This window comes from Kitasatospora sp. NPDC004614, assembly GCF_042873675.1.
Lineage (GTDB): Bacteria > Actinomycetota > Actinomycetes > Streptomycetales > Streptomycetaceae > Kitasatospora.
This window is the reverse complement of sequence record NZ_JBIALR010000031.1, coordinates 22,191-44,667: the sequence shown is the minus strand read 5'-3', so window position 1 is coordinate 44,667 and position 22,477 is coordinate 22,191. Positions and strand designations below refer to the sequence as shown.

The following is a 22,477-nucleotide window of genomic DNA, read 5'->3' as shown; positions in this document are numbered from 1 at the left end:
GCTCCTTGTTCCTACGGTGTGCACACCCGGTGCACTCGAAAGACCGAAACCGAACCCCTATAGCGTGCCATGCGACCGACCCTGCCCAGGTACCGGAAGGCCCCCGGTGTGACCGGTCAGACGGCCGCCGGGGCGGTCCACCTGCCGTTCCGCCTCCGCGGCGGCGTGCTGCGGGTCCCGGCCGGCGGCGGTGAGAGTCCGCATCCTGGTCAGCCGGGGCCCCGCGGGCGGTGGCGCGGCGTCCGCGGGCCAGTCGGCCAGCAGCCGGGCGAAACCGGCCCAGCGGCCCGCGCAGCGCACCAGGACGGCGTCCGCCCCGGGCCAGCGGTCGGCGATCCGGTGCAGCAACTCGCGCACCCGCGACGGCGGGTGGGCGGCGTGCCGGGCCGCCAGCGCCTCCAGGACGGCGCCCAGGACGGCAGGGTGCCGCTCGGCGGCCAGCAGGGCGTCCAGCAGGCCCGCACGGCCCTTCCCGGGGGCGGCCAGCACCGGCGCGAAGCGGGCCCGCTCCGGGGGGCCGGCGGCGAGCAGGGCCGGCAGCAGCGGGCGGGCGTCCCGTCCGGCGTCCAGCAGCCGGTCCAGGTGGTCGGCGATCTGCCCGGCCCGCTCGGGCTGTTCGCGGAGCAGTTCGGCGGCGAGCAGCACCCCGGCGCGCACCACCGCCGGGTCCGCCGCCCGATCGAGCGCCCGCAGCCCGTCGCCGTCCCGCGCCCCGGGCAGCCGCAGCCGCTCGCGGACGGCGGACAGCACCTGGGCCGGGTACTCCTCGACGAGTTCGCCCAGCACCTCCTCGGTCAGGAACGGGTCGCCCGCCCGGTACGCAGCCAGCGCCGCCGGCAGGTGTTCGGCGCGGGCCTGCGGGTCGCGCACCAGCAGCGCCAGGGCCGCGCCGTGCAGCGCTGGTTCCTCCTCCCGGGCCAGCAGGGCGCGGGCGGCCAGCCGCAGCAGCTGGGCGCCCGAGCCGCCCGCGTGCGGGGCGGTGCGCAGCGCGTGCACGGCGGCCGCGACGTGCCGTTCGGGGCGCGGGTCGTGGCTCCACCGGTCGACCGCCCGGCACAGCGCGGACGGCTCCCGTTCGGCGAGCCGCCCGAGCAGCGCGTCGGCGCGCGGGTGTGCGGCGGCGACCAGTGCCTCCGTCAACTCGTCGAGGGCCAGCGCCCGGTGCTCGAACAGCAGCGCGTCGGCGAGGTCGGCGGCGCCGGGCCCGGCGTGCTCGTACCAGCCGCAGAGCAGCGGCAGCACGGTGTGCGGCTCGGCGGCGAGCAGTTCCGCGACGCTCTCCCGCACCGCCTGCGCCTCGCCGTCCGGGTCGGCGGCCAGTCGCCCGAGCAGCGCGACCCGGTCGGCGGCGGGCAGCGGCAGGCCGGCCCAGAACGCCGGGCCGAAGCGCTCGTCCCATCCGGCCCGCTCGACCAGCAGTTCCAGCAGCTCCCGGTGCGCGCCCGGCTCGGGGCTGGCGGCGATTCCGTCGGTCAGCAGCCGGCCCGCCCACCAGTCCGGGTCGCCGCCGGGCTCGGCGCGTTCCAGCGTCAGCCGGATCCGGTGCAGCCACCCGTCCAGCGCCCCCGCGCCGCGCGCCGCGCCCACCCGGCGCAGCGCCCCCACCACCACCCCGACCCGGGCCCGGCCGACGGCGCCCTGACGGCCCGTCACGCCGACGGTCGCTGCGGGCGGCAGGATCTTCCGATCCGTCAACTCGTCGGCGCTGAAGGCGACTTCACCCGCCGAGCCCTCCGCCAGCAGCAGCCGCAGCGCCGCGTCCAGATCCAGGTGCAGGCTCTGCAGCCACTCCCCCCACTCCTCGTGGCCGGCCCGGCGCCCGGCGCCCGCCGGGACCAGCAGGCGCTCCTCGTGAACGGCCCGCGCCCAGCCGCCCGCGGCCGGGAACAGCCGCTCGAACTCCTCGGCGGGCAGCGCCCCGTCGCCCGCGCCGAGCATCAGCCGGGCGGCCTCGTGCAGCCGGCCGGCGGCGACGGCGGCCAACCGCCGCACCTGGCGGGCGTCCTCGCCGGGCGGGACGGGGCCGCCGCGCCGGTGGCGGCGCTGCCCGCCGGGGGTGAGCGCGACCCGGCGGGCGACGGTCAGGCAGGCCAGGTCGAGCCAGCCGTCGAAGAGTTCGGTGCGGGTGGCGACCGGCCCGAGCGCGCCCGCGCCGCGCAGGTCGCCGGCCAGCCGCAGTGCCAGCGGGTGGCCGCGGTCGGCGGGGCCGAGGAAGGTCTCGGGCAGGCCGTAGCGCCGCCCGGCCCGGGCTGCCGCGTCGTCGGTGAGCGGGCCCAGCCAGAGTGCCCGGGCGGCGGCCCGCCAGGGGCCGAGCTGCTCCCAGGCGTCGGGCCGGCAGGCGACCAGGGCCCGGGCGTGGTGGGTGCGCAGCCACTCCAGACCGGCGGCCAGCCAGGGCACGGTGAGCGCCCGCGGCGCCTCCTCGGGCCCGTCCAGCACCACCAGCAGCGGGCGGCCGCCGCCGGCGCACCGTTCGGCGAGTTCCGCCGGGCCGACCTCGGGGACGCCCAACTGCCGTGCGGCCGCGGCGAGTCGGCGGTGCAGGGTGTCGCCGAGGGTGCGGTCGCCGGGGGCCAGGTCGGCGCCGCGCAGCCACAGCGTGGGCAGGGGTTCGGCAGCGCCGGCCCGACGGACGGCGAGCGCGGCGAGTTCGGTGGTGCGGCCGCTGCCGGCGCCGCCGAGCAGCACGGTCAGGGTGTCCTGCGGTTCCTCGCCGCTCAGGCCGTCGGGCCGGTCGACCCGGTCGGCGGCGAGTTCGGTGATCCGGCCGGGCCCGGCGGTGGCGGCGTCCAGCTGGGCGGCCGTCAGGCGCAGTCCGCCGGCCAGGTTGAGGGCGCGGCCGAACGCGGGCACGCCGGAGGCGTTGCGGGCCAGCAGCAGCCCGAGCGGGCCGCCGCCGGGCGGGCCCTCGACGGACAGCGGGACGGCGGCCACCCCGGCCCCGGCGGCGGTGCGCACCCGGGGCGCGACGACGCCCAGCACGGCGCCGGTGCCGGGGTCGAGCACGGGCGCGCCGGCCACCGGTGCCACCGCGAGGTCGAGCAGCAGCACGCCCGGTACCGTCCGGGTCTGCGCGCCGTCCCCGCAGCGGCCGTTCTCCCGGCCGAGCAGGGTGCCACGGGCCAGCGCGGGCACGCCGTCCTCCCGGCGCTGGTGCGGCACCACGACGGGGCCGCCGACGTCTCCCCGCCCGATCGGCAGGGCGCGGCCGGGCACTCCGCCGACGGCCGTGGTCCGCAGCAGGGCCAGTCCGTGCTCCGGCAGCAGGTCGACGCTGTCCGGCCCGAGCACCCGGGACTGCCCGCCCGGGGTGTGCAGCACCAGCCGGGGCAGGCCTGCCACCGCCTCGTGCGCGGTCACCACCGTGCCCTGCCGGTCGGCGACGAACCCGAGGCCGCACAGCCGGCCCTGCACGTCCCGGATCCGCAGCAGCCCGTGCGCCGGGTCGCCCACGAAGCCGGCGCTCGCGCCCTCGCCCATCCCGCCAGTCCTCCTGCCGCCGTGCCAGCACCTCGGCCGCTCCGGCGGCCGCCGGTCAGCTTGCCCCCCACCAGCCCCACAGCACCCCGCGCGCCCCGCTCACCACACCCGTTCACCTCGCGCGCCCCCGGCGACACGCCGCACAACGCCCCGGCCGCCCCGCTCCCGCCGGACGAAACGCCCCGTTCCCGCCCGCCGAAAACCCGTGGGCCGGGCCGCTCCGCGTCTGTCACCATCCCGGCATGGATGTCCGCCTCGCCCCCTGGACCGACTCCCATTTCGCCCTGCTGGAGCGCATCAACACCCCGGAGATGCGCCGGCACGTGGGCGGCCCGGAGACCGGCGCACAGCTGCTGCACCGCCACCGCCGCTACCTCGAACTCCCCACCCTGGGCGGCGTCATGTTCGCGGTCCTGGCCGACGGCGAACCCGCCGGTTCGATCGCCTACCACCGGCGCGGCTGGCAGGGCGCGGAGATCTACGAGACCGGCTGGAACGTCCTGCCCGGGTTCCAGGGCCGCGGCATCGCCCTCGCCGCCGGCCGCCTGATGCTGGCCGCGCTGCGCGAGGTGACGGCGGCGGACCTCACCACCCCCGGCACCCTGCACGCCTTCCCCGCCACCGACAACGCCCCCTCGAACGCCCTGTGCGCCCGCCTCGGCTTCACCGACGCCGGCCCGTGCGCCTTCGAGTACCCCCAGCGCTCGGGGCGCTTCCTGCACAGCAACGACTGGCACCTGGCGCTGCGCTGAGACGCCGAACGGCCCCGGCGGAGTGCTCTCCACCGGGGCCGCCCAAGGCAGTTGGCGTCAGCCGACGAACACCGCGACCGGCTTGGCCTTGCCGGCGTGCTCCTCGACCAGCGCCAGGAAGCGGCCGTCCGGGTCGAAGACCGCGATCGGACCGTCCACGCCGAGACCGGGCGCGGGCAGCCGCATGCCGTTGGAGAGCAGCTTGGCCTGCTCGGCGTCGATGTCCCAGCGCGGGAACGCGGCGGCGGCCGCGTCGGCGATCGGCAGGACCTCGAGCTTCTCCTCCAACTGCTCCAGCGTGTGCGCGGATTCGACCGAGTACGGGCCGACCTTGGTGCGGCGCAGCATGGTCAGGTGCCCGCCGACGCCGAGCGCGGCACCCAGGTCGCGGGCCAGCGCGCGGATGTAGGTGCCGGAGGAGCACTCGACCGTCACGTCGAGGTCGAGCACCGGTGTGCCGTCCTCGGCGACCGCGGGGCGCACCTCGTGCACCGTGAAGGAGTGCACGGTGGTCGGCCGGGCGGCGAGCTCGAAGTCCTCGCCCTCGCGGACCCGCGCGTACGAGCGCTTGCCGTCGATCTTGATGGCGCTGACCTTGGACGGCACCTGCATGATCTCGCCGGTGAGCTTGGCGATCTCGGCGTCGATCGCCTCCCGCGCCACCTGGTCCGCCGGGGCGGAGCCGGTGACCTCGCCCTCCCGGTCGTCGGTGACGGTGGTCTGCCCGAGCCGGATCGTGGCGTCGTAGGTCTTGGCGGTGAGCATCAGGTGCCCGAGCAGCCGGGTGGCCCGCTCGACGCCGATCACCAGGACGCCGGTGGCCATCGGGTCGAGGGTGCCGGCGTGCCCGACCTTGCGGGTGCCGGCCAGCCAGCGGAGCTTGGCGACCACGCCGTGCGAGGTGATGCCCTCCGGCTTGTCGACGATGACCAGCCCGTCGGGGCCCGTCCCTTTACGCTTCATCGCTTCATCATCGTTTCAAAATCTGGCGCGCATTCCTGCGCAACCGCCTTCGCGGCCGCCGTCGCGGCCGGTCGAAAGCCCGTCCACCGAACCGGACGAGCCTAGCGCGCGCTCTCTTCCGCCAACGCCACCCGGAACCGCTCCACGGTCTCCGGCACCCCCGCCCGGGCGGAGAACCCGGCCGCGAAGACGTGCCCGCCGCCGTCCAGCCGGGCGCACGCCGCGGCCACGTCGACCGCGCCCCGGGAGCGGCAGGAGCCGCGCAGCGTGCCGTCCGGGTCCTGCTTGAGCACCAGCGCGACGTCCGCCTCGGCGGGCTTGCGCAGCACGTCGATCAGGCCCTCGATCTCCTCCACGGTGACGCCGAACAGCGCCAGGTCCTGGTACGGCACCCAGGTCCACACCAGTCCGTGCCCGCCGGCCTGTTCGGGCTCGAACACGGCGCGCTCGAGCGCCCCGGCGAGCACCTTCAGGAAGCCGAAGGAGGTGGTGTCCCAGAGTTGACGGGAGATCAGGTCGTGCCGGATCCCGGTGGCGAGCATCCGCCCGGCCATCTCGTGGGTGGCGGGCGTGGTGGCCCGGTACTTGAACGAGCCGGTGTCGGTGGCGATGCCGGTGTACAGGCAGGTCGCGATCGGCTGGTCCAGCGGGACGCGCAGCCGGCGCAGCAGTTCGTCCGCCAGCACGGCGGTGGCGGGCGCGGACGGGTCGATCAGCCGGACGTCGCCGAAGCCCGGGTTGGAGGCGTGGTGGTCGAAGACCACCAGGTCGGCGGCGGCGAACGCCTTGTCGCGCAGCAGGCCGAGCCGGTCCTCGGAGGCGGCGTCGAAGGCCAGCACCAGCGCGGGCGCGTCGGGGATCGCGGCGGCCGGGACGATCAGTTCCTGCCCGGGCAGGAAGGACAGCGACTCGGGGATGATCTGCGGGTCGTCGCCGAACGACACCCGTACCCGCTTGCCGAGGCCGCGCAGGGCCAGTGCGGCGGCCAGCGCGGATCCCAGCGCGTCGCCGTCGGGGCAGATGTGGCAGATCAGGTCGATCTCGTCGGCGTCCGCGATCAGTTCGAGGGCCCGCGCCCACTCGTGTGCGAACGGCCCGTCCGACGGCCCGGCGCCGGGTTCGGGCGACGACCCGTTGCGAGGGCCCGGAAGCACCGCGAGGGCGGTCTCCACCTCAACGGTGGAGACCGCCCCCGCGGCGCCGGACTCGGCCGGGTTCCCGGCCGTGGTCACTCGTCCTCGTCGTCGTCGCGGGCCGCCTTGTACGGGTCGGCCTCGCCGGCGAAGGTGGCCCCGGCGGCGGCGCTGCGGACGGCGGCGTCGGAGAGCCGGGCCTTGTCCAGCAGGTCGTCGATGTTCCGGGCGTTGTCCGGCAGGGCGTCGGCGACGAAGGTCAGGGTCGGCGTGAACCGCACCCCGGTCTGCTTGCCGACCTCGGAGCGCAGGATGCCCTTGGCGCTCTCCAGCGCGGCCGCGCTGGACTCCCGCTCGGTCTCGTCACCGTAGACGGTGTAGAAGACGGTGGCCTCGCGGAGGTCTCCCGTCACCCGGGCGTCCGTGATGGTGACGTACCCGAGTCGCGGGTCCTTGATCCGGCGTTGCAGGGTCTCCGCCACGACCACCTGAATGCGGTCGGCGAGCTTGCGCGCCCTTGCGGTGTCGGTCACGTTGCCTTGCCTCCTCGTGCAATAGGCGCGGTACCCGGGTCATGACCTAGACCCGGTGGGGCCCTCTCCCCAACGTACCCGCCCGCGCCCAGCCTTGTGGGCGCTCCGGTTCCGATGCGGGTGTGACGGTGGTGACGCCCGCAGGTCATTCGTCGTCGTCGTGGTGGTGCCGTCTCCTCGCGGAGAGCAGCATCACCTCGGGGCGGCCGGCGACGAGCCGCTCACAGCTGTCCAGGATCTCGTTGACGTACCCGGCGTCGCCGGACACCACCGCAACGCCGATCTCGGCCCTGCGGTGCAGATCCTGGTTCCCGACCTCTGCGGCGCACACGCTGTACTTGCGCTGCAGTTCGGCCACGATGGGCCGCACGATCGACCGTTTCTCCTTCAGCGAGTGCACGTCGCCGAGGAGCAGGTCGAAGGTGAGAGTACCTACATACATGTAGTGACAGGCCTGGCCGGCCTGGGGGCCTCGAAGGATTCCCGACAGCCAGGACCCTAACAGCGCGGCCGGGGCCGGTCGACGGGATAACTGCACCCCGTCGACCGACCCCGGTCAGCAGCCGTTACGCGCGCGGCTTCTCGCGCATCTCGTAGGTCTCGATGACATCGTCGATCTTGATGTCGTTGAACGAGCCCAGCGTGACACCGGCCTCGAAGCCCTCGCGGACCTCGGTCGCGTCGTCCTTGAAGCGGCGCAGACCCTCGATGTTGAGGTTCTCCGCCACGACCTTGCCGTCGCGCAGCAGGCGAGCCTTGGTGTTGCGGCGGATGATGCCCTCGCGAACGATGACACCGGCGATGTTGCCGAACTTGGAGGAACGGAACACCTCGCGGATCTCCGCGGAGCCGAGGCGCACCTCCTCGTACTCGGGCTTGAGCAGGCCCTTGAGCGCGGCCTCGATCTCCTCGATCGCCTGGTAGATGACCGAGTAGTACCGGATGTCGACGCCTTCGCGCTCGGCCGCGGTACGGGCACGCCCCTCGGCGCGCACGTTGAAGCCGATGATGATGGCGTCCGAGCCCATCGCCAGGTCCACGTCGGACTCGGTGATGGCACCCACACCGCGGTGCAGGACCCGCAGCTCGACCTCTTCGCCCACGTCCAGCTTGACGAGGGCGTCTTCCAGGGCCTCGACCGAACCGGAGACGTCACCCTTGATGATGAGGTTGAGCTTCTCGATGTTGCCGGCGGCCAGCGCGGCCTCGAAGCCCTCCAGCGACACGCGGACGCGGCGCTGGGCCATCGAGGCGTTGCGGTCGCGGGCGGCGCGCTTCTCGGCGATCTGACGGGCGGTGCGGTCCTCGTCGACGACGATGAAGCTGTCGCCGGCGCGGGGCACCGAGGTCAGACCGAGCAGCAGCACCGGACGGGACGGGCCGGCCTCGGAGAGGCTGTTGCCGTTCTCGTCCAGCATCGCGCGGACGCGGCCGTAGGAGTCGCCGACGACGATCGAGTCGCCGACCCGCAGGGTGCCGCGCTGGACGAGCAGCGTCGCCATGGCGCCGCGGCCCTTGTCCAGGTGGGCTTCGATCGCGATGCCCTGGGCGTCCTGCTCGGGGTTGGCGCGCAGGTCGAGCGAGGCGTCCGCGGTCAGGACCACGGCCTCCAGCAGTTCCTCGATGTTGAGGCCCTGGCGGGCGGAGATGTCGACGAACATGGTGTCGCCGCCGTACTCCTCGGCCACCAGACCGAACTCGGTCAGCTGACCGCGGACCTTGGTCGGGTCGGCACCCTCGACGTCGATCTTGTTGACCGCGACCACGATCGGCACACCGGCGGCCTTGGCGTGGTTGAGCGCCTCGACCGTCTGCGGCATGACACCGTCGTTGGCCGCGACCACCAGGATCGCGATGTCGGTGGACTTGGCACCACGGGCACGCATGGCGGAGAACGCCTCGTGACCCGGGGTGTCGAGGAAGGTGATCGGGCGCTGCTCGCCGTTCACCTCGGTGACCACCTGGTACGCACCGATGTGCTGGGTGATGCCACCGGCCTCGCCCGCGACCACGTTGGTCTTGCGGATCGCGTCCAGCAGGCGGGTCTTACCGTGGTCGACGTGACCCATGACGGTCACGACCGGCGGACGCGGAGCCAGCTGCTCCTCGTCGCCCTCGTCGACACCGAAGTCGATGTCGAACGACTCCAGCAGCTCACGGTCCTCGTCGTCCCGGCTGACGATCTCCAGCACGAAGCCCATCTCGTCCGCCAGCAGCTGCAGCGTGGCGTCGGAGACCGACTGGGTGGCGGTGACCATCTCACCGAGGTTGAACATGACGGAGACGAGCGCGGCCGGGTTGGCGTTGATCTTCTCCGCGAAGTCCGTCAGCGACGCACCGCGCGACAGGCGAACGGTCGAACCGTTGCCACGCGGCAGCATCACACCGCCGACGGACGGGGCCTGCATGGCCTCGTATTCCTGACGCTTCGCGCGCTTCGACTTCCGGCCACGCGCCGGACGGCCACCGGGGCCGCGACCGAACGCACCCTGCGTGCCACCACGGGCACCCGGGCCACCGGGACGACCGCCGAAGCCACCGGGACGGGCACCGCCGCCACCGAAGCCGCCGCCGCCACCGGCACCGCCGGGACGGGGACCGCCGAAGCCGCCACCGGCCGGACGCGAGCCCGGACCGGCCGGACGGCCCTGGAAGCCCGGACGGGCGCCACCCGGGGCACCCGGACGCGCACCGGGACCACCCGGACGCGCACCGGCACCCGGACCCGGACGCGGGCCCGGACGCTGCGGCATCATGCCGGGGTTCGGACGGGGCATACCGGACGGGCTCGGCGCACCGGGGCGCGGACCGGCCGGACGCGGCATGCCGTCGGGACGCGGAGCGCCGGCACCCGGAGCACCGGGACGCGGGGCACCAGCGGGACGGGGACCGCGCTCGCCGGCCGGGGCACCCGGACGCGGAGCACCCGCACCCGGACCGCCGGGACGGGGACCACGGTCGCCGGGACGGGGACCGCGCTCGCCGGCCGGGGCACCCGGACGCGGAGCACCGGCACCCGGAGCACCCGGACGCTGGCCACGCTCGCCGCGCTCGCCGGCCGGACCGCCCGGACGGGGAGCGGACGGACGGGCCATGCCCGACGCGCCACCGGAGGTGAAGGGGTTGTTGCCCGGACGCGGGCCGGCCGGACGCGGGCCCGGACGGGCCGCGGGGTTGGCCGGGGCCGGCCGCGGGGCGGCCGGACGCGCCGGAGCCTCACCGGCCGGAGCCGGGGAGGAGAACTCGGCCGCCGGGGCGGGCGCGGCAGGCGCGGCCGGCGAAGCCGGACGGGCAGCCGGGCGCGGACCCGGGGTCGGCGCCCCGGCGGGCTTCGGCGCAGCCGAGCCCGCGGCGGGCGCGGGGGTAGGACGGGGGCCCGGCGTCACGGTCGGACGCGGGCCGGGGGTGGGGGCACCCGGCTTGGGTGCAGCCGCACCGGCACCGCCGGACGGCTGGGGCGCCGCGGGCTTCCGCGGGCCAGGCTTCGCGGAGGACGCGCCGCCGGACGGCGGGGTCGCTCCCAAAGCGTCAGTCAGCTTACGCACGACCGGCGCCTCGATCGTCGAGGACGCCGAACGCACGAACTCACCCAGCTCGGTCAGCTTGGCCATGACGGCCTTGCTCTCCAAACCAAGCTCCTTGGCGAGCTCGTATACCCGGACCTTAGCCACTTCGCTCCTGTCTATACGTCCGGGGTATTCGTCCGCCGGACTGTCGCTACTTCATGGGCGTACTCATCGCGTACTCATCGAGTGCTCATCGCAATCTCGACCTACTTCCATCTCGCGAGGTACCTGACTGGGCGCACGGCGATGTACCCACTGCCGTGCGCTGGTGCGTGTTGCCGGGCGCGAGGCCCGTCAGCGGGCCGACTGACCGTCGGCCGGACTTGCTCCTGCCCCGACGTACTCCCGCAGGGCGCCGGGTTCGAGCGTGCCCTGGACCCTGAGGGCCCTCGGGAACGCCCGGCGGCGGACCGCGAGGTCGAGGCAGTTCGGTTCGGGGTGCAGATACGCGCCCCGGCCCGGCAGTGTGCCGCGGGGATCGGGGACGCATTCGCCCTCGCCCGCCACGACACGCAGCAGCTCGTGCTTGGCCGCCCGCTTGCGGCAGCCCACGCAGGTGCGTTCAGGGCATGCGCGGACATGCGTCCGGCCAGACACGTTCAAGTCTACCCCTCCGAAGGGACTCGCCGCCGCCGAGTAGATCTCCGGAGGCTTCGAACAACGTTGTTACCGGTCCGAAGATTCCCCGGCGGGGACCTCGGTGTCCGGACGGATGTCGATCCGCCAGCCGGTGAGGCGGGCGGCCAGGCGGGCGTTCTGCCCCTCCTTGCCGATCGCCAGCGACAGCTGGTAGTCGGGCACGATCACCCGGGCGGAACGCTGGGCCAGGTCGACGATCTCCACCTTGGTCACCCGGGCGGGCGACAGGGCGGCGGCGACCATCTCGGCCGGGTCCTCCGACCAGTCGACGATGTCGATCTTCTCGCCGTGCAGCTCGGCCATCACGCCGCGCACCCGCATGCCGTTCGGGCCGATGCAGGCACCCTTGGCGTTCAGGCCCTGACGGCGCGACCACACCGCGATCTTGGTGCGGTGACCGGCCTCGCGGGCGATCGCCGCGATCTCCACCGAGCCGTCCGCGATCTCCGGGACCTCCAGCGCGAACAGCCGCTTCACCAGGTTCGGGTGGGTCCGCGACAGCGTGACCGACGGGCCGCGCACACCGCGCCGCACGCCCACCACGTAGCACTTCAGCCGGGTGCCGTGCCGGTAGTCCTCGCCCGGGACCTGCTCCTGCGGCGGCAGGATGGCCTCGAGCTTGCCGATGTCGACCAGGATGTTCTTCGGGTCGTTGCCCTGCTGGACGACACCGGTGACGATGTCGCCCTCCTTGCCGGCGTACTCACCGAAGGTCTTGTCGTCCGCGGCGTCCCGCAGCCGCTGCAGGATGACCTGCTTGGCGGTGGACGCGGCGATCCGGCCGAACCCGCTCGGGGTGTCGTCGAACTCCTTGGGCTCCACGCCCTCGTCCAGCTCGGCGGCGTCCTCCAGGGCCCACACCGTCACGTGGCCGGTCTTGCGGTTCAGCTCCACCCGCGCCCGGCGGCGGGAGCCCTCGGTGCGGTGGTACGCAATGAGGAGGGCCGACTCGATCGACTCGACCAGCAGGTCGAACGGCACGCCCTTCTCGGTGACCAGCCCGCGCAGGGCACTCATGTCGATGTCCACGATTACGCCTCCTCTTCCTCTTCGTCCGTGTCCGCGATGTCGGCGGCGGCGTCGAGCAGTTCCTCGTCCTTGCGGTTGAACTCGACCTGCACCCGGGCCCGCGCGATCTCCGCGAACTCCAGTCGGCGCTCCTTGGGGCGGCCGCGCCCCTTCACCGGCTGCACCTCGACCAGTGCGCCGTCCTCGTCGCTCTCGAGCACCCGCGCGGTCAGTTCCGCGCCGTCCACCAGCTTGATCGCCGCCAGCCGGCCGGTCGCCCGGCGCCAGTGCCGCGGCTCGTTCAGCGGACGCTCCGCGCCCGGCGAGCCAACCTCCAGCAGGTACGGGGCGTCACCCATCAGGTCCGACTCGTCCAGCGCCTGGCCGACCAGGCGGGAGAACTCGGCGATCGTGTCCAGGTCGACGCCGCCGTCGGCGTCCACGTCGATCTGCACCTGGCGGCGGCTGCCGGCCTGGGTCACCTTGACCTCTTCGAGGTCCAGCCCTGACTCGGCGGCCAGCGGCTCCAGCAATGTGCGCAGCCGGTCAGTGGGGGTGGTGCTCATCCGGGTGACTCCTCGGCCGCGTCTGCTGTTGTCGGAGGTGCTAACTCACCGCGAAGCCTATCCGGTCAACCCCCGAACCGCCGATTCCGACCCGGGCCGTGGCCGCCCCCCTGCGAGCAACGTCACAGCCACCCATTACGGTCCAAGCCCTCGCCGGAAGTGCCAGGCTCGGGGATGATCCCTCCCGACGGGTCGTCAAGGCCCCACGACCCACGCTGGAGTGCCGATGCCCGCGCCCACACGGCGGTCCTTCCTCGCGCTCGGGGCGCTCGGCGGGCTCCACCTCCTCTGCGGCTGCACCGGTGAGCACGACCGCACCCCGGGCAAGGCCGCCGAGGACGCCGACCGGCCGGTGCGGCTGCGCCAGGTCGCCGCCACCGACGCCCTGCTCGCCGACTACGCCGCCGTGCTCGCGGCGAGCCCCGCCGACGCCGACCGGCTCGGCGACCTGCGCGACGACGTGCTCCAGCACCGCGAGGCACTCGCCCGGTCACTGCCCGCCTCCTCCCCCACCGCGGGTGCCGGCACGGCCCGCAGCGTCGCCGACCTGGCCGCGGCCGAACGCCGCACCGCGGGCCTGCGGCTGGCCGACCTGACCGCCGCCTCCCCCGCGCTGGCCAAGGCCCTCGCCTCGGTGGCCGCCTCCGGCGCCGCGCACGCCGCCGCCCTCGGAGACACCGGCCCGCTCACCGACGACGGCGCGTCCCCGTCCCCGTCGCCCGCACCGGTCCCCCTCCCCACGGCGGACGCGGACGCCCTCCAGTCCGCGCTCGCCGCCGAACACGCCGCCGTGTACGGGTACGGCGTGGTGGGCGCCTTCCTGCCGGTCGGCCCGCAGCGCGAGGACGGCCGCGCCGCCTACGCCGCCCACCAGGCCCGCCGGGACGCCTGGCAGCGGCTGCTCGGCACCGGCGGTGTCTCGCCCACCGCCGCCGCACCCGGCTACCGGCTCCCGTTCCAGGTCAAGGACGCGGCCACCGCCGCCCAACTCGCGGCCCACCTGGAGACCCAGCTCACCGCCGCCTACGCCGACCTGTGCGCCACCACCGCCCTCCGCCCCCAGGCCGCCGCCGCCCTGCGCGAGTCCGCCCTGCGAGCCGTCCACTGGGGCGCCGACCTCCCCGCCCTGCCGGGCCTCGCCCCCACCGACCCCACGCCCGCCGCGAGTTAGCAGCCCCCGGCTGCTGCGCGATGATGGACGGTATGTCCGCACAACCTGCGCAGTTCACCGTCCCCGAGCGTCTGGCCGAGTCGGTCCGGGCCGGGGGTGATCCGGGCGAGGCGCAGTGGCTGGCCGCGCTGCCCTCCCTGTTCGCGGGGCGGCTGGCCGACTGGGGGCTGGTGCTGGAACGCATGGCCGAGCCCGGCGGGCGGAGCAGCGTGGTCGGGTACGCGTACCGCGCCGAGGACCGGACGCCGGTGGCGGTGAAGGCGCTGCGGCCGGGCGCCGACGCGGCGGCCGAGGCGGCGGCGCTGCGGGTCTGGGCCGGGCGCGGGGCGGTACTGCTGCTGGCCGAGGCGGAGCGGACGCTGCTGCTGGAGCGGCTGCACGGCGAGATCCCGCTGCGCTCGCTCGCGGAGACGAAGGCCACCCTGGAGGCCACCAGCCTGCTGCGGCGCCTGTGGGTGAAGCCGCCCGCCGGGCACTCCTTCACCACCCTCGCCTCGCACGCCGGCCTTGTGGAGCGACGGATCGCCGAGCGGCGGGCCCTGCCGGGTGCGGCGGACGCGGCTCCGCTGGTGGACGAGGCGCTGGAGGCGGTGGCGCTGGCCGCGGACGGCGGCGGGTGGCTGCTGCACGGGGACTTCCACCACGGGCGGGTGCTGGCCGCCGACCGCTCGCCGTGGCTGGCCGTCGGACCGCGGCCGGTGGTGGGCGACCGGGCGTACGACCTGGCCCGGCTGGTGCTGGACCGGCTGGAGACCCTGGCGGCCGCGCCGGGCCCGCGCGGTGCGGCCCGGCGGCGCCTGGCGCAGCTGTCGGAGGCGGTGGAGCTGCCCGCCGACCGGGTGCGGGCCTGGGCGCTGCTGCGGGCCGTGGACACCGCGCTGGCGGCGCTGGCCCGGGGCGACGTGGCAGGTGCGGAGCTCCATCTGGAGTTCGCGGCCTGGCTGTGAGGACGGGGCGGTCCGTCGCCCGCGACGGCAGGTAGTAACGTCCCGCTTCATGGAGCAGCTCACCGGGGTGACGATCGAGGCCATCGACCTGGCGGCGTGGGCGCCTGCCGTGCTGGAGGTCCAGGCGGTCGCGTTCGGGCTGGGTCCGCAGGAGGTGGCGGTGCGGCTGCCGATCGTCGGCCGGCACGCATTGCAGCCCGGGGTGATCGCGCTGGGGGCGATGGCGCAGGGCCGGCTGGTCGGTTTCGGCTACGGGATGCCCAACCAGCGCACCCACTGGTGGTCGACGGTGATCGAGCCGTACTTGGCGGCGCGCGGCCTCGCGGACTGGCTGGACGGGGTGTTCGCGGTGACCGAGCTGCATGTGCTGCCGGAGTGCCAGGGCCTGGGGGTGGGCACCCGGCTGATCCGCACGCTGTGCGAGCGCTCCGGCCTGGACCGTTCGATCCTGTCGGCGATCGACGCGGAGACTCCGGCGCGCCGGCTCTACCGTTCGCTCGGCTACCGGGACTTGGCGCCGGCGGTGCGCTTCCCGAACACGGCCCGGCCGTACGCGGTGATGGGCGCGCACCTGCCGCTGCGCGACCCCTCGCGCCCGTGACGCACCGTCAGAACAACACGCTCATGAACGCGCCGACCTCACGGAACCCGACCCGGCGGTAGGCGGCGCGGGCCCGCAGGTTGAAGTCGTTGACGTACAGCGACACCACGGGGGCGACCTCGGCGAGGGCGGTGTTGACGACCGCGGCCATGCCGGTCTCGGACAGCCCCTTGCCGCGGTGCTCGGGGGCCACCCAGACGCCCTGGATCTGGCAGGCGCCGGCCGTGACGGCGCCGATCTCGGCCTTGAAGACGACCTGGCCGTCCTCGCCGAAGCGGGCGAACGACCGTCCGGAGGAGACCAGTTCGGCGACCCGGGCCTGGTAGAGCAGGCCGCCGTCGCCGGCCAGCGGGGAGATCCCCACCTCCTCGGTGAACATCGCGACGCAGGCGGGGATCAGCGCCTCGATCTCGCCGCGGTGCACCCGGCGCACCAGCGGGTCGGGTTCGACCTCGGTGACGGGCGTGGAGGTGGCCATCAGCGGCTGGTGGCCGCGCACGTCGCGGGCCGGGCCCCAGGAGCGTTCCAGCAGGGCCCACAGGGCGGCGACGGCGTCGCCCGGGCCGACGATCGAGGAGCAGCGGCGGCCCTGTCGGCGGGCCCGCTCGGCGAACGCGCGGACAGCCTCCGGGCCGGCGTTGACCGGGACCAGGTTGGCGCCGGCGTAGCAGAGCGCGTCGAGCCGTCCGTCGGCGTCGTGCCAGCCCCACATCTCGCCGCCGAGCCGCCACGGGTCGAGGCCGACGGCCTCCACCCGGGTGGCGACGAAGGCGTTGGCGACCGGGTCGCGGTGCAGGATCTCCAGCGCCGCGTCGAGGTCGGGCGTCTCCAGTACGCGGGTTGCGGCCAGCGCCCGGGCGACCTGGAACGGGCCGGGCAGCATCACACCTCGGTCGAGCACGGGAGGCACCTCTCGCAGCGGGCGGGACCGCCAAGTCGGCGGCCCCGCCGGGGACTTCAGGCCGTCACTCGCCGGCCACGACGACGGGGGCGCCGGATTCGACACCCTCCGCCTGCATCTGCTCGGCCAGCTTCATGGCCTCTTCGATCAGGGTCTCGACGATCTTCGACTCGGGCACGGTCTTGATCACCTCGCCCTTGACGAAGATCTGGCCCTTGCCGTTGCCGGAGGCGACGCCCAGGTCGGCCTCGCGGGCCTCGCCGGGGCCGTTGACGACGCAGCCCATGACGGCCACCCGCAGCGGCACCTCCATGCCCTCCAGGCCGGCGGTGACCTCCTCGGCGAGCTTGTAGACGTCCACCTGGGCGCGGCCGCAGGACGGGCAGGAGACGATCTCCAGGCCGCGCTCGCGCAGGCCCAGCGACTCCAGGATCTGGTTGCCGACCTTGATCTCCTCGGCCGGCGGGGCGGACAGCGAGACCCGGATGGTGTCGCCGATGCCCTCGGCGAGCAGCGCGCCGAACGCCACCGCGGACTTGATGGTGCCCTGGAAGGCCGGGCCGGCCTCGGTGACGCCCAGGTGCAGCGGGTAGTCGCAGGCCGCGGCGAGCTGCCGGTAGGCGTTGATCATCACGACCGGGTCGTTGTGCTTGACCGAGATCTTGATGTCGCGGAAGTCGTGCTCCTCGAACAGCGAGCACTCCCACAGCGCGGACTCCACCAGCGCCTCGGGGGTCGCCCGGCCGTACTTCTCCAGCAGGCGCTTGTCCAGCGAACCGGCGTTGACGCCGATCCGGATCGGCACGCCGGCGTCCTTGGCGGCCTTGGCGATCTCGCCGACCTTGTCGTCGAACGCCTTGATGTTGCCCGGGTTGACGCGCACCGCGGCGCAGCCGGCGTCGATCGCGGCGAACACGTACTTGGGCTGGAAGTGGATGTCGGCGATCACCGGGATCTGCGACTTCTTGGCGATGATCGGCAGCGCGTCGGCGTCGTCCTGCGAGGGGACCGCGACCCGGACGATCTGGCAGCCCGAGGCGGTCAGCTGGGCGATCTGCTGGAGCGTCGCGTTGACGTCGGAGGTCAGCGTGGTGGTCATCGACTGCACCGAGACCGGCGCGTCGCCGCCCACCGGGACGTTGCCGACCATGATCTGCCGCGAGTACCGGCGCTTGGCCAGCGGCTTGAGCGGCAGGGAGGGGATACCGAGCGAGATCGCGGTCATGTGCGCAGTGTTTCCTCTGCAGAAATTCGATGAGCCGACGCGCACTGCAACCGGCGCGCCCGGCGTCCAACGGTACGGCACGGCCGGGTGGCGAAGCACACTCGGCCGTGGTGGCGCGTGCCAGGGCCTGTCCGGCCGATCTTGTCGGATCAGCGCGCGGCGTCGGGCGCCCGGCTGGGAGTGCCGGCGAACCGTCCTCGTACTGGGTGTACTTGGATGGTTTGCCGGTGCTTCCGTGGGGGCACCTCCCAGCCCCCCTTGGGGCTGGGGGAGGGATGATCCGGCGTCGCGCGCCCGGCAAGATCGGCCGGACAGGCCCTAGTTCAGGCGCACCGGGTTGATGATGTCGGCGGCCATCACCAGGGCCGTGAAGCAGATGAACACCCCGGCGACCACGTAGGCCAGCGGCATCAGCCGGGCCACGTCGAACGGTCCGGGGTCGGGGCGGCGCAGCACCCGGGCGAGGCCGCGGCGCAGCGACTCCCACAGGGCGCCGGCGATGTGGCCGCCGTCCAGCGGGAGCAGCGGCAGCATGTTGAACAGGAACAGCATCAGGTTGATGCCGGCCAGCAGCTGGACGAAGAACGCGAGCTGCTGGGTGGCGGGCAGGTCCATCGCGAACACGTCGCCGCCGAGCCGGGCGGCGCCGACCATGCCGATCGGCGAGTCGGTGTCGCGCGGGGTGCCGTCGACCACGGCGTGCCACAGGCCGGGGATCTTGCCGGGCAGCTGGGCCAGCGACTCGACACTGTGCCGGGCCATCGAATCCATCTGGTCGACGCTCTCGCCGAGCGACATGTGGTGCACGCCGGTGGCGGGGGTGATGCCGAGGAAGCCGGCGGTGACGGTCTGCCCCTTGATCGGGTTGTTGTCCTTGTCCAGCGCCTGCAGCGTGTTGGTGGTGATGTCGGCGGTCAGCGTGCCGGGGCTGCCGTCCTTGTGCCGGACCTCGATGGCGACCTGCTTGCCCGCCGAGTCCCGGATCAGGCCGGACAGCTGCGGGTAGTCGTGGATCGGCACCCCGCCGAAGGTCAGCACGGTGTCACCGGCCCGCAGGCCAGCCTGGTTGGCGGGGGACTTCGGGTCCTCCGGCTTGCACGTGTCGGTCTTCGCGCTCACCGGCACCACGCACTCGCTGACCGACTTCACGGTCGGCACCGACTGCTGGACGCCGATCCCCATGAAGAGCGTCAGGAACAGGCCGATCGACAGGATCAGGTTCATGCCCGGGCCGGCGAACATCACGATGACGCGCTTCCACGGCTTGCGGGTGTAGAACAGCCGGGTCTCGTCGCCGTCCTGGATCTCCTCGTACGAGGCGGACCGGGCGTCTTCGATCATCGACCGCCAGGGCGAGCTGGAACGCTTCGTTATCCGGCCGTCCGCGCCGGGCGGGAACATACCGATCATCCGGATGTAGCCGCCGAACGGGATCGCCTTCAGGCCGTACTCGGTCTCGCCCCGCCTGGTCGACCAGATGGTCTTGCCGAAGCCGACCATGTACTGCGGCACCCGGATGCCGAACAGCTTCGCGGTGGAGAGGTGGCCGAGCTCGTGCCAGGCGATCGAGAACAACAACCCGACCACGAAGATCAGGACGCCCAGCACCCACATCAGCTTGTCCACCGCGTCGCCTCCGTCGTCCTACCGCTTAGCCGGCCGCCAGTTCGCGGGCCCGGGCACGGGCCCAGCTCTCCGCGTGAAGTACGTCCTCCACCGTGAGCGAAGTTCCCGACTGGGGGGTGCCGTGTTCGGCGACCACCTTCGCCACAGTGTCCACGATTCCGGTGAAGGGCAGCGCGCCCTTCAGGAAAGCGTCCACACATTCCTCATTGGCGGCGTTGAAGACCGCCGGGGCGGTCCCGCCGAGCGTACCCACCTCGCGGGCCAGCTCGACGGCCGGGAAGGCCTGGTTGTCCAGCGGGAAGAACTCCCAGGTCGCGGCCTTGGTCCAGTCGCAGCCGGGGGCGGCGTCCGGCACCCGCTCGGGCCAGCCGAGGCCCAGCGCGATCGGCATCCGCATGTCCGGTGGGCTGGCCTGGGCCAGCGTCGAGCCGTCGGTGAATTCCACCATCGAATGAACGACCGACTGCGGGTGGACCACCACCTCGATCCGGTCGAACGGAATGTCGTACAGCAGGTGCGCCTCGATCACCTCGAGGCCCTTGTTCACCAGGGTCGCCGAGTTGATCGTCACCACCGGGCCCATCGCCCAGGTCGGGTGCGCCAGCGCGTCGGACGGCGTCACGCCGGCCAGCTGCTCACGGGTGCGGTTGCGGAACGGGCCGCCGCTGGCGGTCACCACCAGCTTGCGGACCTCCGCGCGGGTGCCGCCGGCCAGCGCCTGGAACAGCGCGGCGTGCTCGGAGTCCACCGGCACGATCTGGCCGGGCTGCGCCACCGCCTTCACCAGCGGGCCGCCGACGATCAGCGACTCCTTGTTCGCCAGCACCAGCACCCGGCCGGCCCGCAGCGCGGCCAGCGTCGGCGCCAGGCCGATCGAGCCGGTGATGCCGTTCAGCACCGAGTGGCACTCCATCGCGGCCAGCTCGGTCGCCGCGTCCGGGCCCGCCAGCACCCGCGGCAGCGGGGCGCCCTGCCCCTTGGCCGCCAGAGCCTCGCGCAGCGGCCGCTCGGCGGCCGGGTCGGCCACCGCGACGGTGTGCACGCCCAGCGCGACGGCCTGCTCGGCGAGCAGCTCCACCCGGCCGCCGGCCGCGGACAGCGCGACCACCTTGAACCGGCCGGGGTTGCGGAGCACCACGTCGATGGCCTGCGTGCCGATCGAGCCGGTCGAGCCGAGAATGACCAACTCCCGCGGCCCGTCCGGGTCGGCGACGGTCGGGGTGAAGCGCAGCTGCGGATGGGCGAGCGAATTCATGCCCCCCATTGTGGCCTGTGCTACGCGGTGGTCACCGCCATGCCCAGAACTTCCCGACCGCCTCGCCGTCCGCCGTGTTCTCCCACTCGAACACGCCGACGGCACCGCGCAGCGCTGCGGCGAACTCCGGCGAATCGGTCTCGTAGACGATCGAGCCGCGGAAGCTGTTGCCGCCGCTCTCGGTGAACGTGCCCACGCCCTGGCCGTGCCAGCTCGCGTGCGCGCCGCCCGGGCCCATCAGCACGCCCTGGCCGCCGCCCACCAGGGTGCCGTCGGCGCGCATCCGCGCCGTGTAGGTGCCCATGTCCTGGACCGGGACGCCCAGCAGGGTGCCGCTCGCCACGAACGAGGACTCCACCGTCGGCGGCAGCCCGTGCTCCCCCGGCAGCACCCGTCGAACGGTGATCCGGCCCTGTTCCTCACCAATGAGGTCGCCCAGCATGGCGGGACCTCCTTCCTTCCTGCCTCCCTCCCGGACTACGCCCGGCCCCCGGGGGTGTCAAGGCAGGCCGACGCCCCGCCGCCGCAGCTGCGGTGACGGGGCGCCAGGTCGGGTCGGGCTCGATCAGAGGTCGAGGCCGGTCAGCACCATGACCTTCTCGAAGGTGTAGTCGTCCATCGCGTAGCGGACGCCCTCGCGGCCCACGCCGGAGTCCTTCACGCCGCCGTACGGCATCTGGTCGGCACGGTAGGACGGCGCGTCGCCGATGACCACGCCGCCGACCTCCAGCTCGCGGTGGGCGCGGAAGGCGGTCTGCACGTCGTGCGTGAAGACGCCGGCCTGCAGGCCGTAGTTGGAGTCGTTGACCATCGCGAAGGCCTCCTCGGTGGAGGAAGCCTTCTGCACCGACAGCACCGGGCCGAACACCTCGGCCTTCGCCAGGATGGCGTCCGCCGGCATCTCGGCGAGCACGGTCGGCTCGACGGCCGCGCCGTCCCGCTTGCCGCCGGTGAGCAGCTTGGCGCCCTTGGTGACGGCGTCCTCGACCCAGGACTCGACGCGCTTGGCGGCGTTCTCGTCGACCAGCGGGCCGACGTCGGTGGCATCGTCGTGCGGGTCACCCGTGACCTGGGCCTGCACCTTGGCGACGATCTTCTCGACCAGGCGGTCGTAGACGGTCGCGTCGGCGATCACCCGCTGCACCGAGATGCAGGACTGGCCGCCCTGGTAGTTCGCGAACAGCGCGATCCGGCTCGCGGCCCAGTCCAGGTCCGCCTCGGAGTTCCAGTCCGCCAGCACCACGGCCGCGGCGTTGCCGCCGAGCTCCAGGGTGACGTGCTTGCGCGGCACCGAGTCCATGATCTGGTAGCCGACCTTTTCCGAACCGGTGAACGAGATCACCGGCAGGCGCTTGTCCTGCACCAGCTCGGGCATCTTGGCGTTCTCGACCGGCAGGATGCTCCAGGAGCCCACCGGCAGGTCCGTCTCGGCCAGGATCTCGCCCAGCACCATGGCGGACAGCGGGGTCGCCGGGGCCGGCTTCAGGATGATCGGCGCGCCGACCGCGATCGCCGGGGCCAGCTTGTGGGCCACCAGGTTCAGCGGGAAGTTGAACGGCGCGATGCCCAGCACCACACCGCGCGGGAAGCGGCGCACCAGCGCGTAGCGGCCGGTGCCGCCCGGGTCGGTGTCCAGACGCATGGTCTCGCCGTTGGTGCGACGGGCCTCCTCGGCGGCCCAGCGGAACACCGACACGGCACGGCCCATCTCGCCGCGCGCCCACTTGATCGGCTTGCCGTTCTCGGCGGTGATCAGCTGGGCGATCTCCTCGGTGCGCTCCGTCAGCCGCTTGGCGACGTGGTCCAGCGCGGCCGCGCGGACGTGCGCGGGGGTCGCGGCGAACACCGGAACGGCGGCGGCGGCGGCCGCGACGGCCTCCTCCACCTGCGCGTCGGTCGGCACACTGACCTTAGCCACCAGGCTGTTGTCGTGCGGGTGACGGACCTCCAAGTCCGTCTCGCCGCTCGCGCGCTGCCCGGCCAACCAGAACTCGTACGTGGTGGTCACGGTCGCACCGGCCCCTTCCCTCGAATACTTCGCTTTCCCATTCACGGTAGGCGGGGAGAGACGGCTTTCCGATTGGACGGACGGGAGGAAAGCACCCGTTCGA

19 protein-coding genes are annotated in these 22,477 nt (G+C 73.8%); 4 read left to right on the top strand and 15 right to left on the bottom strand.

Annotated features, from left to right (window positions below):
- Positions 1–57: 57 nt before the first annotated feature.
- Positions 58–3,480 carry a serine protease gene (locus ACFYST_RS35350; RefSeq protein WP_387868442.1) on the bottom strand — a complete coding sequence of 1,141 codons (3,423 nt, stop codon included), beginning with the start codon at positions 3,478–3,480 and terminating at the stop codon, positions 58–60.
- 242 nt (positions 3,481–3,722) lie between these two features.
- Between ACFYST_RS35350 and ACFYST_RS35345 the strand changes: the two genes are divergently transcribed.
- A complete protein-coding gene (locus ACFYST_RS35345; protein WP_387649690.1) occupies positions 3,723–4,232 on the top strand; it encodes a GNAT family N-acetyltransferase in 510 nt (169 codons plus the stop codon).
- A 57-nt stretch (positions 4,233–4,289) separates the two neighbouring features.
- Here ACFYST_RS35345 and truB read toward each other — a convergent pair whose 3' ends face one another.
- The 8 genes from truB to rimP form a co-directional block, all read right to left on the bottom strand.
- Positions 4,290–5,195 (bottom strand): tRNA pseudouridine(55) synthase TruB, encoded by a 906-nt coding sequence (gene truB, locus ACFYST_RS35340; RefSeq protein WP_387868441.1) that lies wholly within the window; start codon positions 5,193–5,195, stop codon positions 4,290–4,292.
- A gap of 101 nt (positions 5,196–5,296) precedes the next feature.
- Positions 5,297–6,427 carry a bifunctional oligoribonuclease/PAP phosphatase NrnA gene (locus tag ACFYST_RS35335; RefSeq protein WP_387649695.1) on the bottom strand — a complete coding sequence of 377 codons (1,131 nt, stop codon included), beginning with the start codon at positions 6,425–6,427 and terminating at the stop codon, positions 5,297–5,299.
- Entirely contained in the window at positions 6,424–6,861 is a 438-nt protein-coding gene (rbfA, locus tag ACFYST_RS35330; protein ID WP_387649698.1) for a 30S ribosome-binding factor RbfA, read from the bottom strand. Before rbfA ends, ACFYST_RS35335 begins: the two co-directional genes overlap by 4 nt.
- A 145-nt stretch (positions 6,862–7,006) precedes the next feature.
- Positions 7,007–7,303, bottom strand: a complete 297-nt coding sequence (locus tag ACFYST_RS35325) for a DUF503 domain-containing protein (RefSeq protein ID WP_073818821.1) — start codon at positions 7,301–7,303, stop codon at positions 7,007–7,009.
- A 124-nt stretch (positions 7,304–7,427) separates the two neighbouring features.
- Complete coding sequence (infB, locus tag ACFYST_RS35320) at positions 7,428–10,532, bottom strand: translation initiation factor IF-2 (RefSeq protein WP_387649702.1); 3,105 nt, start codon at positions 10,530–10,532, stop codon at positions 7,428–7,430.
- A gap of 189 nt (positions 10,533–10,721) precedes the next feature.
- Positions 10,722–11,024: a YlxR family protein gene (locus tag ACFYST_RS35315; RefSeq protein ID WP_387649775.1), complete on the bottom strand. Its 303-nt coding sequence runs from the start codon at positions 11,022–11,024 to the stop codon at positions 10,722–10,724.
- A 69-nt stretch (positions 11,025–11,093) separates the two neighbouring features.
- Positions 11,094–12,095, bottom strand: a complete 1,002-nt coding sequence (gene nusA, locus ACFYST_RS35310) for a transcription termination factor NusA (RefSeq protein WP_387649705.1) — start codon at positions 12,093–12,095, stop codon at positions 11,094–11,096.
- A gap of 2 nt (positions 12,096–12,097) precedes the next feature.
- A complete protein-coding gene (gene rimP, locus ACFYST_RS35305) occupies positions 12,098–12,640 on the bottom strand; it encodes a ribosome maturation factor RimP (RefSeq protein ID WP_387868439.1) in 543 nt (180 codons plus the stop codon).
- Positions 12,641–12,866: 226 nt separating this feature from the next.
- Here rimP and ACFYST_RS35300 point away from each other — a divergent pair, with 226 nt between their 5' ends.
- Genes ACFYST_RS35300 through ACFYST_RS35290 form a run of 3 tightly spaced genes read left to right on the top strand, consistent with a single transcriptional unit; the run spans position 12,867 to position 15,359 of the window.
- On the top strand, positions 12,867–13,811 hold the full coding sequence (locus ACFYST_RS35300) for a ferritin-like domain-containing protein (RefSeq protein ID WP_387868436.1): 945 nt from the start codon (positions 12,867–12,869) through the stop codon (positions 13,809–13,811).
- 32 nt (positions 13,812–13,843) lie between these two features.
- A complete protein-coding gene (locus ACFYST_RS35295; RefSeq protein WP_387868433.1) occupies positions 13,844–14,758 on the top strand; it encodes an aminoglycoside phosphotransferase family protein in 915 nt (304 codons plus the stop codon).
- A 49-nt stretch (positions 14,759–14,807) separates the two neighbouring features.
- Entirely contained in the window at positions 14,808–15,359 is a 552-nt protein-coding gene (locus tag ACFYST_RS35290) for a GNAT family N-acetyltransferase (protein WP_387649715.1), read from the top strand.
- Positions 15,360–15,366: 7 nt separating this feature from the next.
- Here ACFYST_RS35290 and ACFYST_RS35285 read toward each other — a convergent pair whose 3' ends face one another.
- The 6 genes from ACFYST_RS35285 to ACFYST_RS35260 form a co-directional block, all read right to left on the bottom strand.
- A complete protein-coding gene (locus tag ACFYST_RS35285; protein ID WP_387649778.1) occupies positions 15,367–16,242 on the bottom strand; it encodes a GNAT family N-acetyltransferase in 876 nt (291 codons plus the stop codon).
- A gap of 82 nt (positions 16,243–16,324) precedes the next feature.
- A complete protein-coding gene (gene ispG, locus ACFYST_RS35280; protein ID WP_387868431.1) occupies positions 16,325–17,485 on the bottom strand; it encodes a flavodoxin-dependent (E)-4-hydroxy-3-methylbut-2-enyl-diphosphate synthase in 1,161 nt (386 codons plus the stop codon).
- Positions 17,486–17,803: 318 nt separating this feature from the next.
- On the bottom strand, positions 17,804–19,111 hold the full coding sequence (locus ACFYST_RS35275; protein WP_387868428.1) for a M50 family metallopeptidase: 1,308 nt from the start codon (positions 19,109–19,111) through the stop codon (positions 17,804–17,806).
- A gap of 25 nt (positions 19,112–19,136) precedes the next feature.
- Positions 19,137–20,366 carry a 1-deoxy-D-xylulose-5-phosphate reductoisomerase gene (dxr, locus tag ACFYST_RS35270; RefSeq protein WP_387649723.1) on the bottom strand — a complete coding sequence of 410 codons (1,230 nt, stop codon included), beginning with the start codon at positions 20,364–20,366 and terminating at the stop codon, positions 19,137–19,139.
- 31 nt (positions 20,367–20,397) lie between these two features.
- Positions 20,398–20,808 (bottom strand): hypothetical protein, encoded by a 411-nt coding sequence (locus ACFYST_RS35265; RefSeq protein ID WP_387649726.1) that lies wholly within the window; start codon positions 20,806–20,808, stop codon positions 20,398–20,400.
- A gap of 123 nt (positions 20,809–20,931) precedes the next feature.
- Positions 20,932–22,374 carry an aldehyde dehydrogenase family protein gene (locus ACFYST_RS35260; RefSeq protein WP_387868426.1) on the bottom strand — a complete coding sequence of 481 codons (1,443 nt, stop codon included), beginning with the start codon at positions 22,372–22,374 and terminating at the stop codon, positions 20,932–20,934.
- Positions 22,375–22,477: the final 103 nt, after the last annotated feature.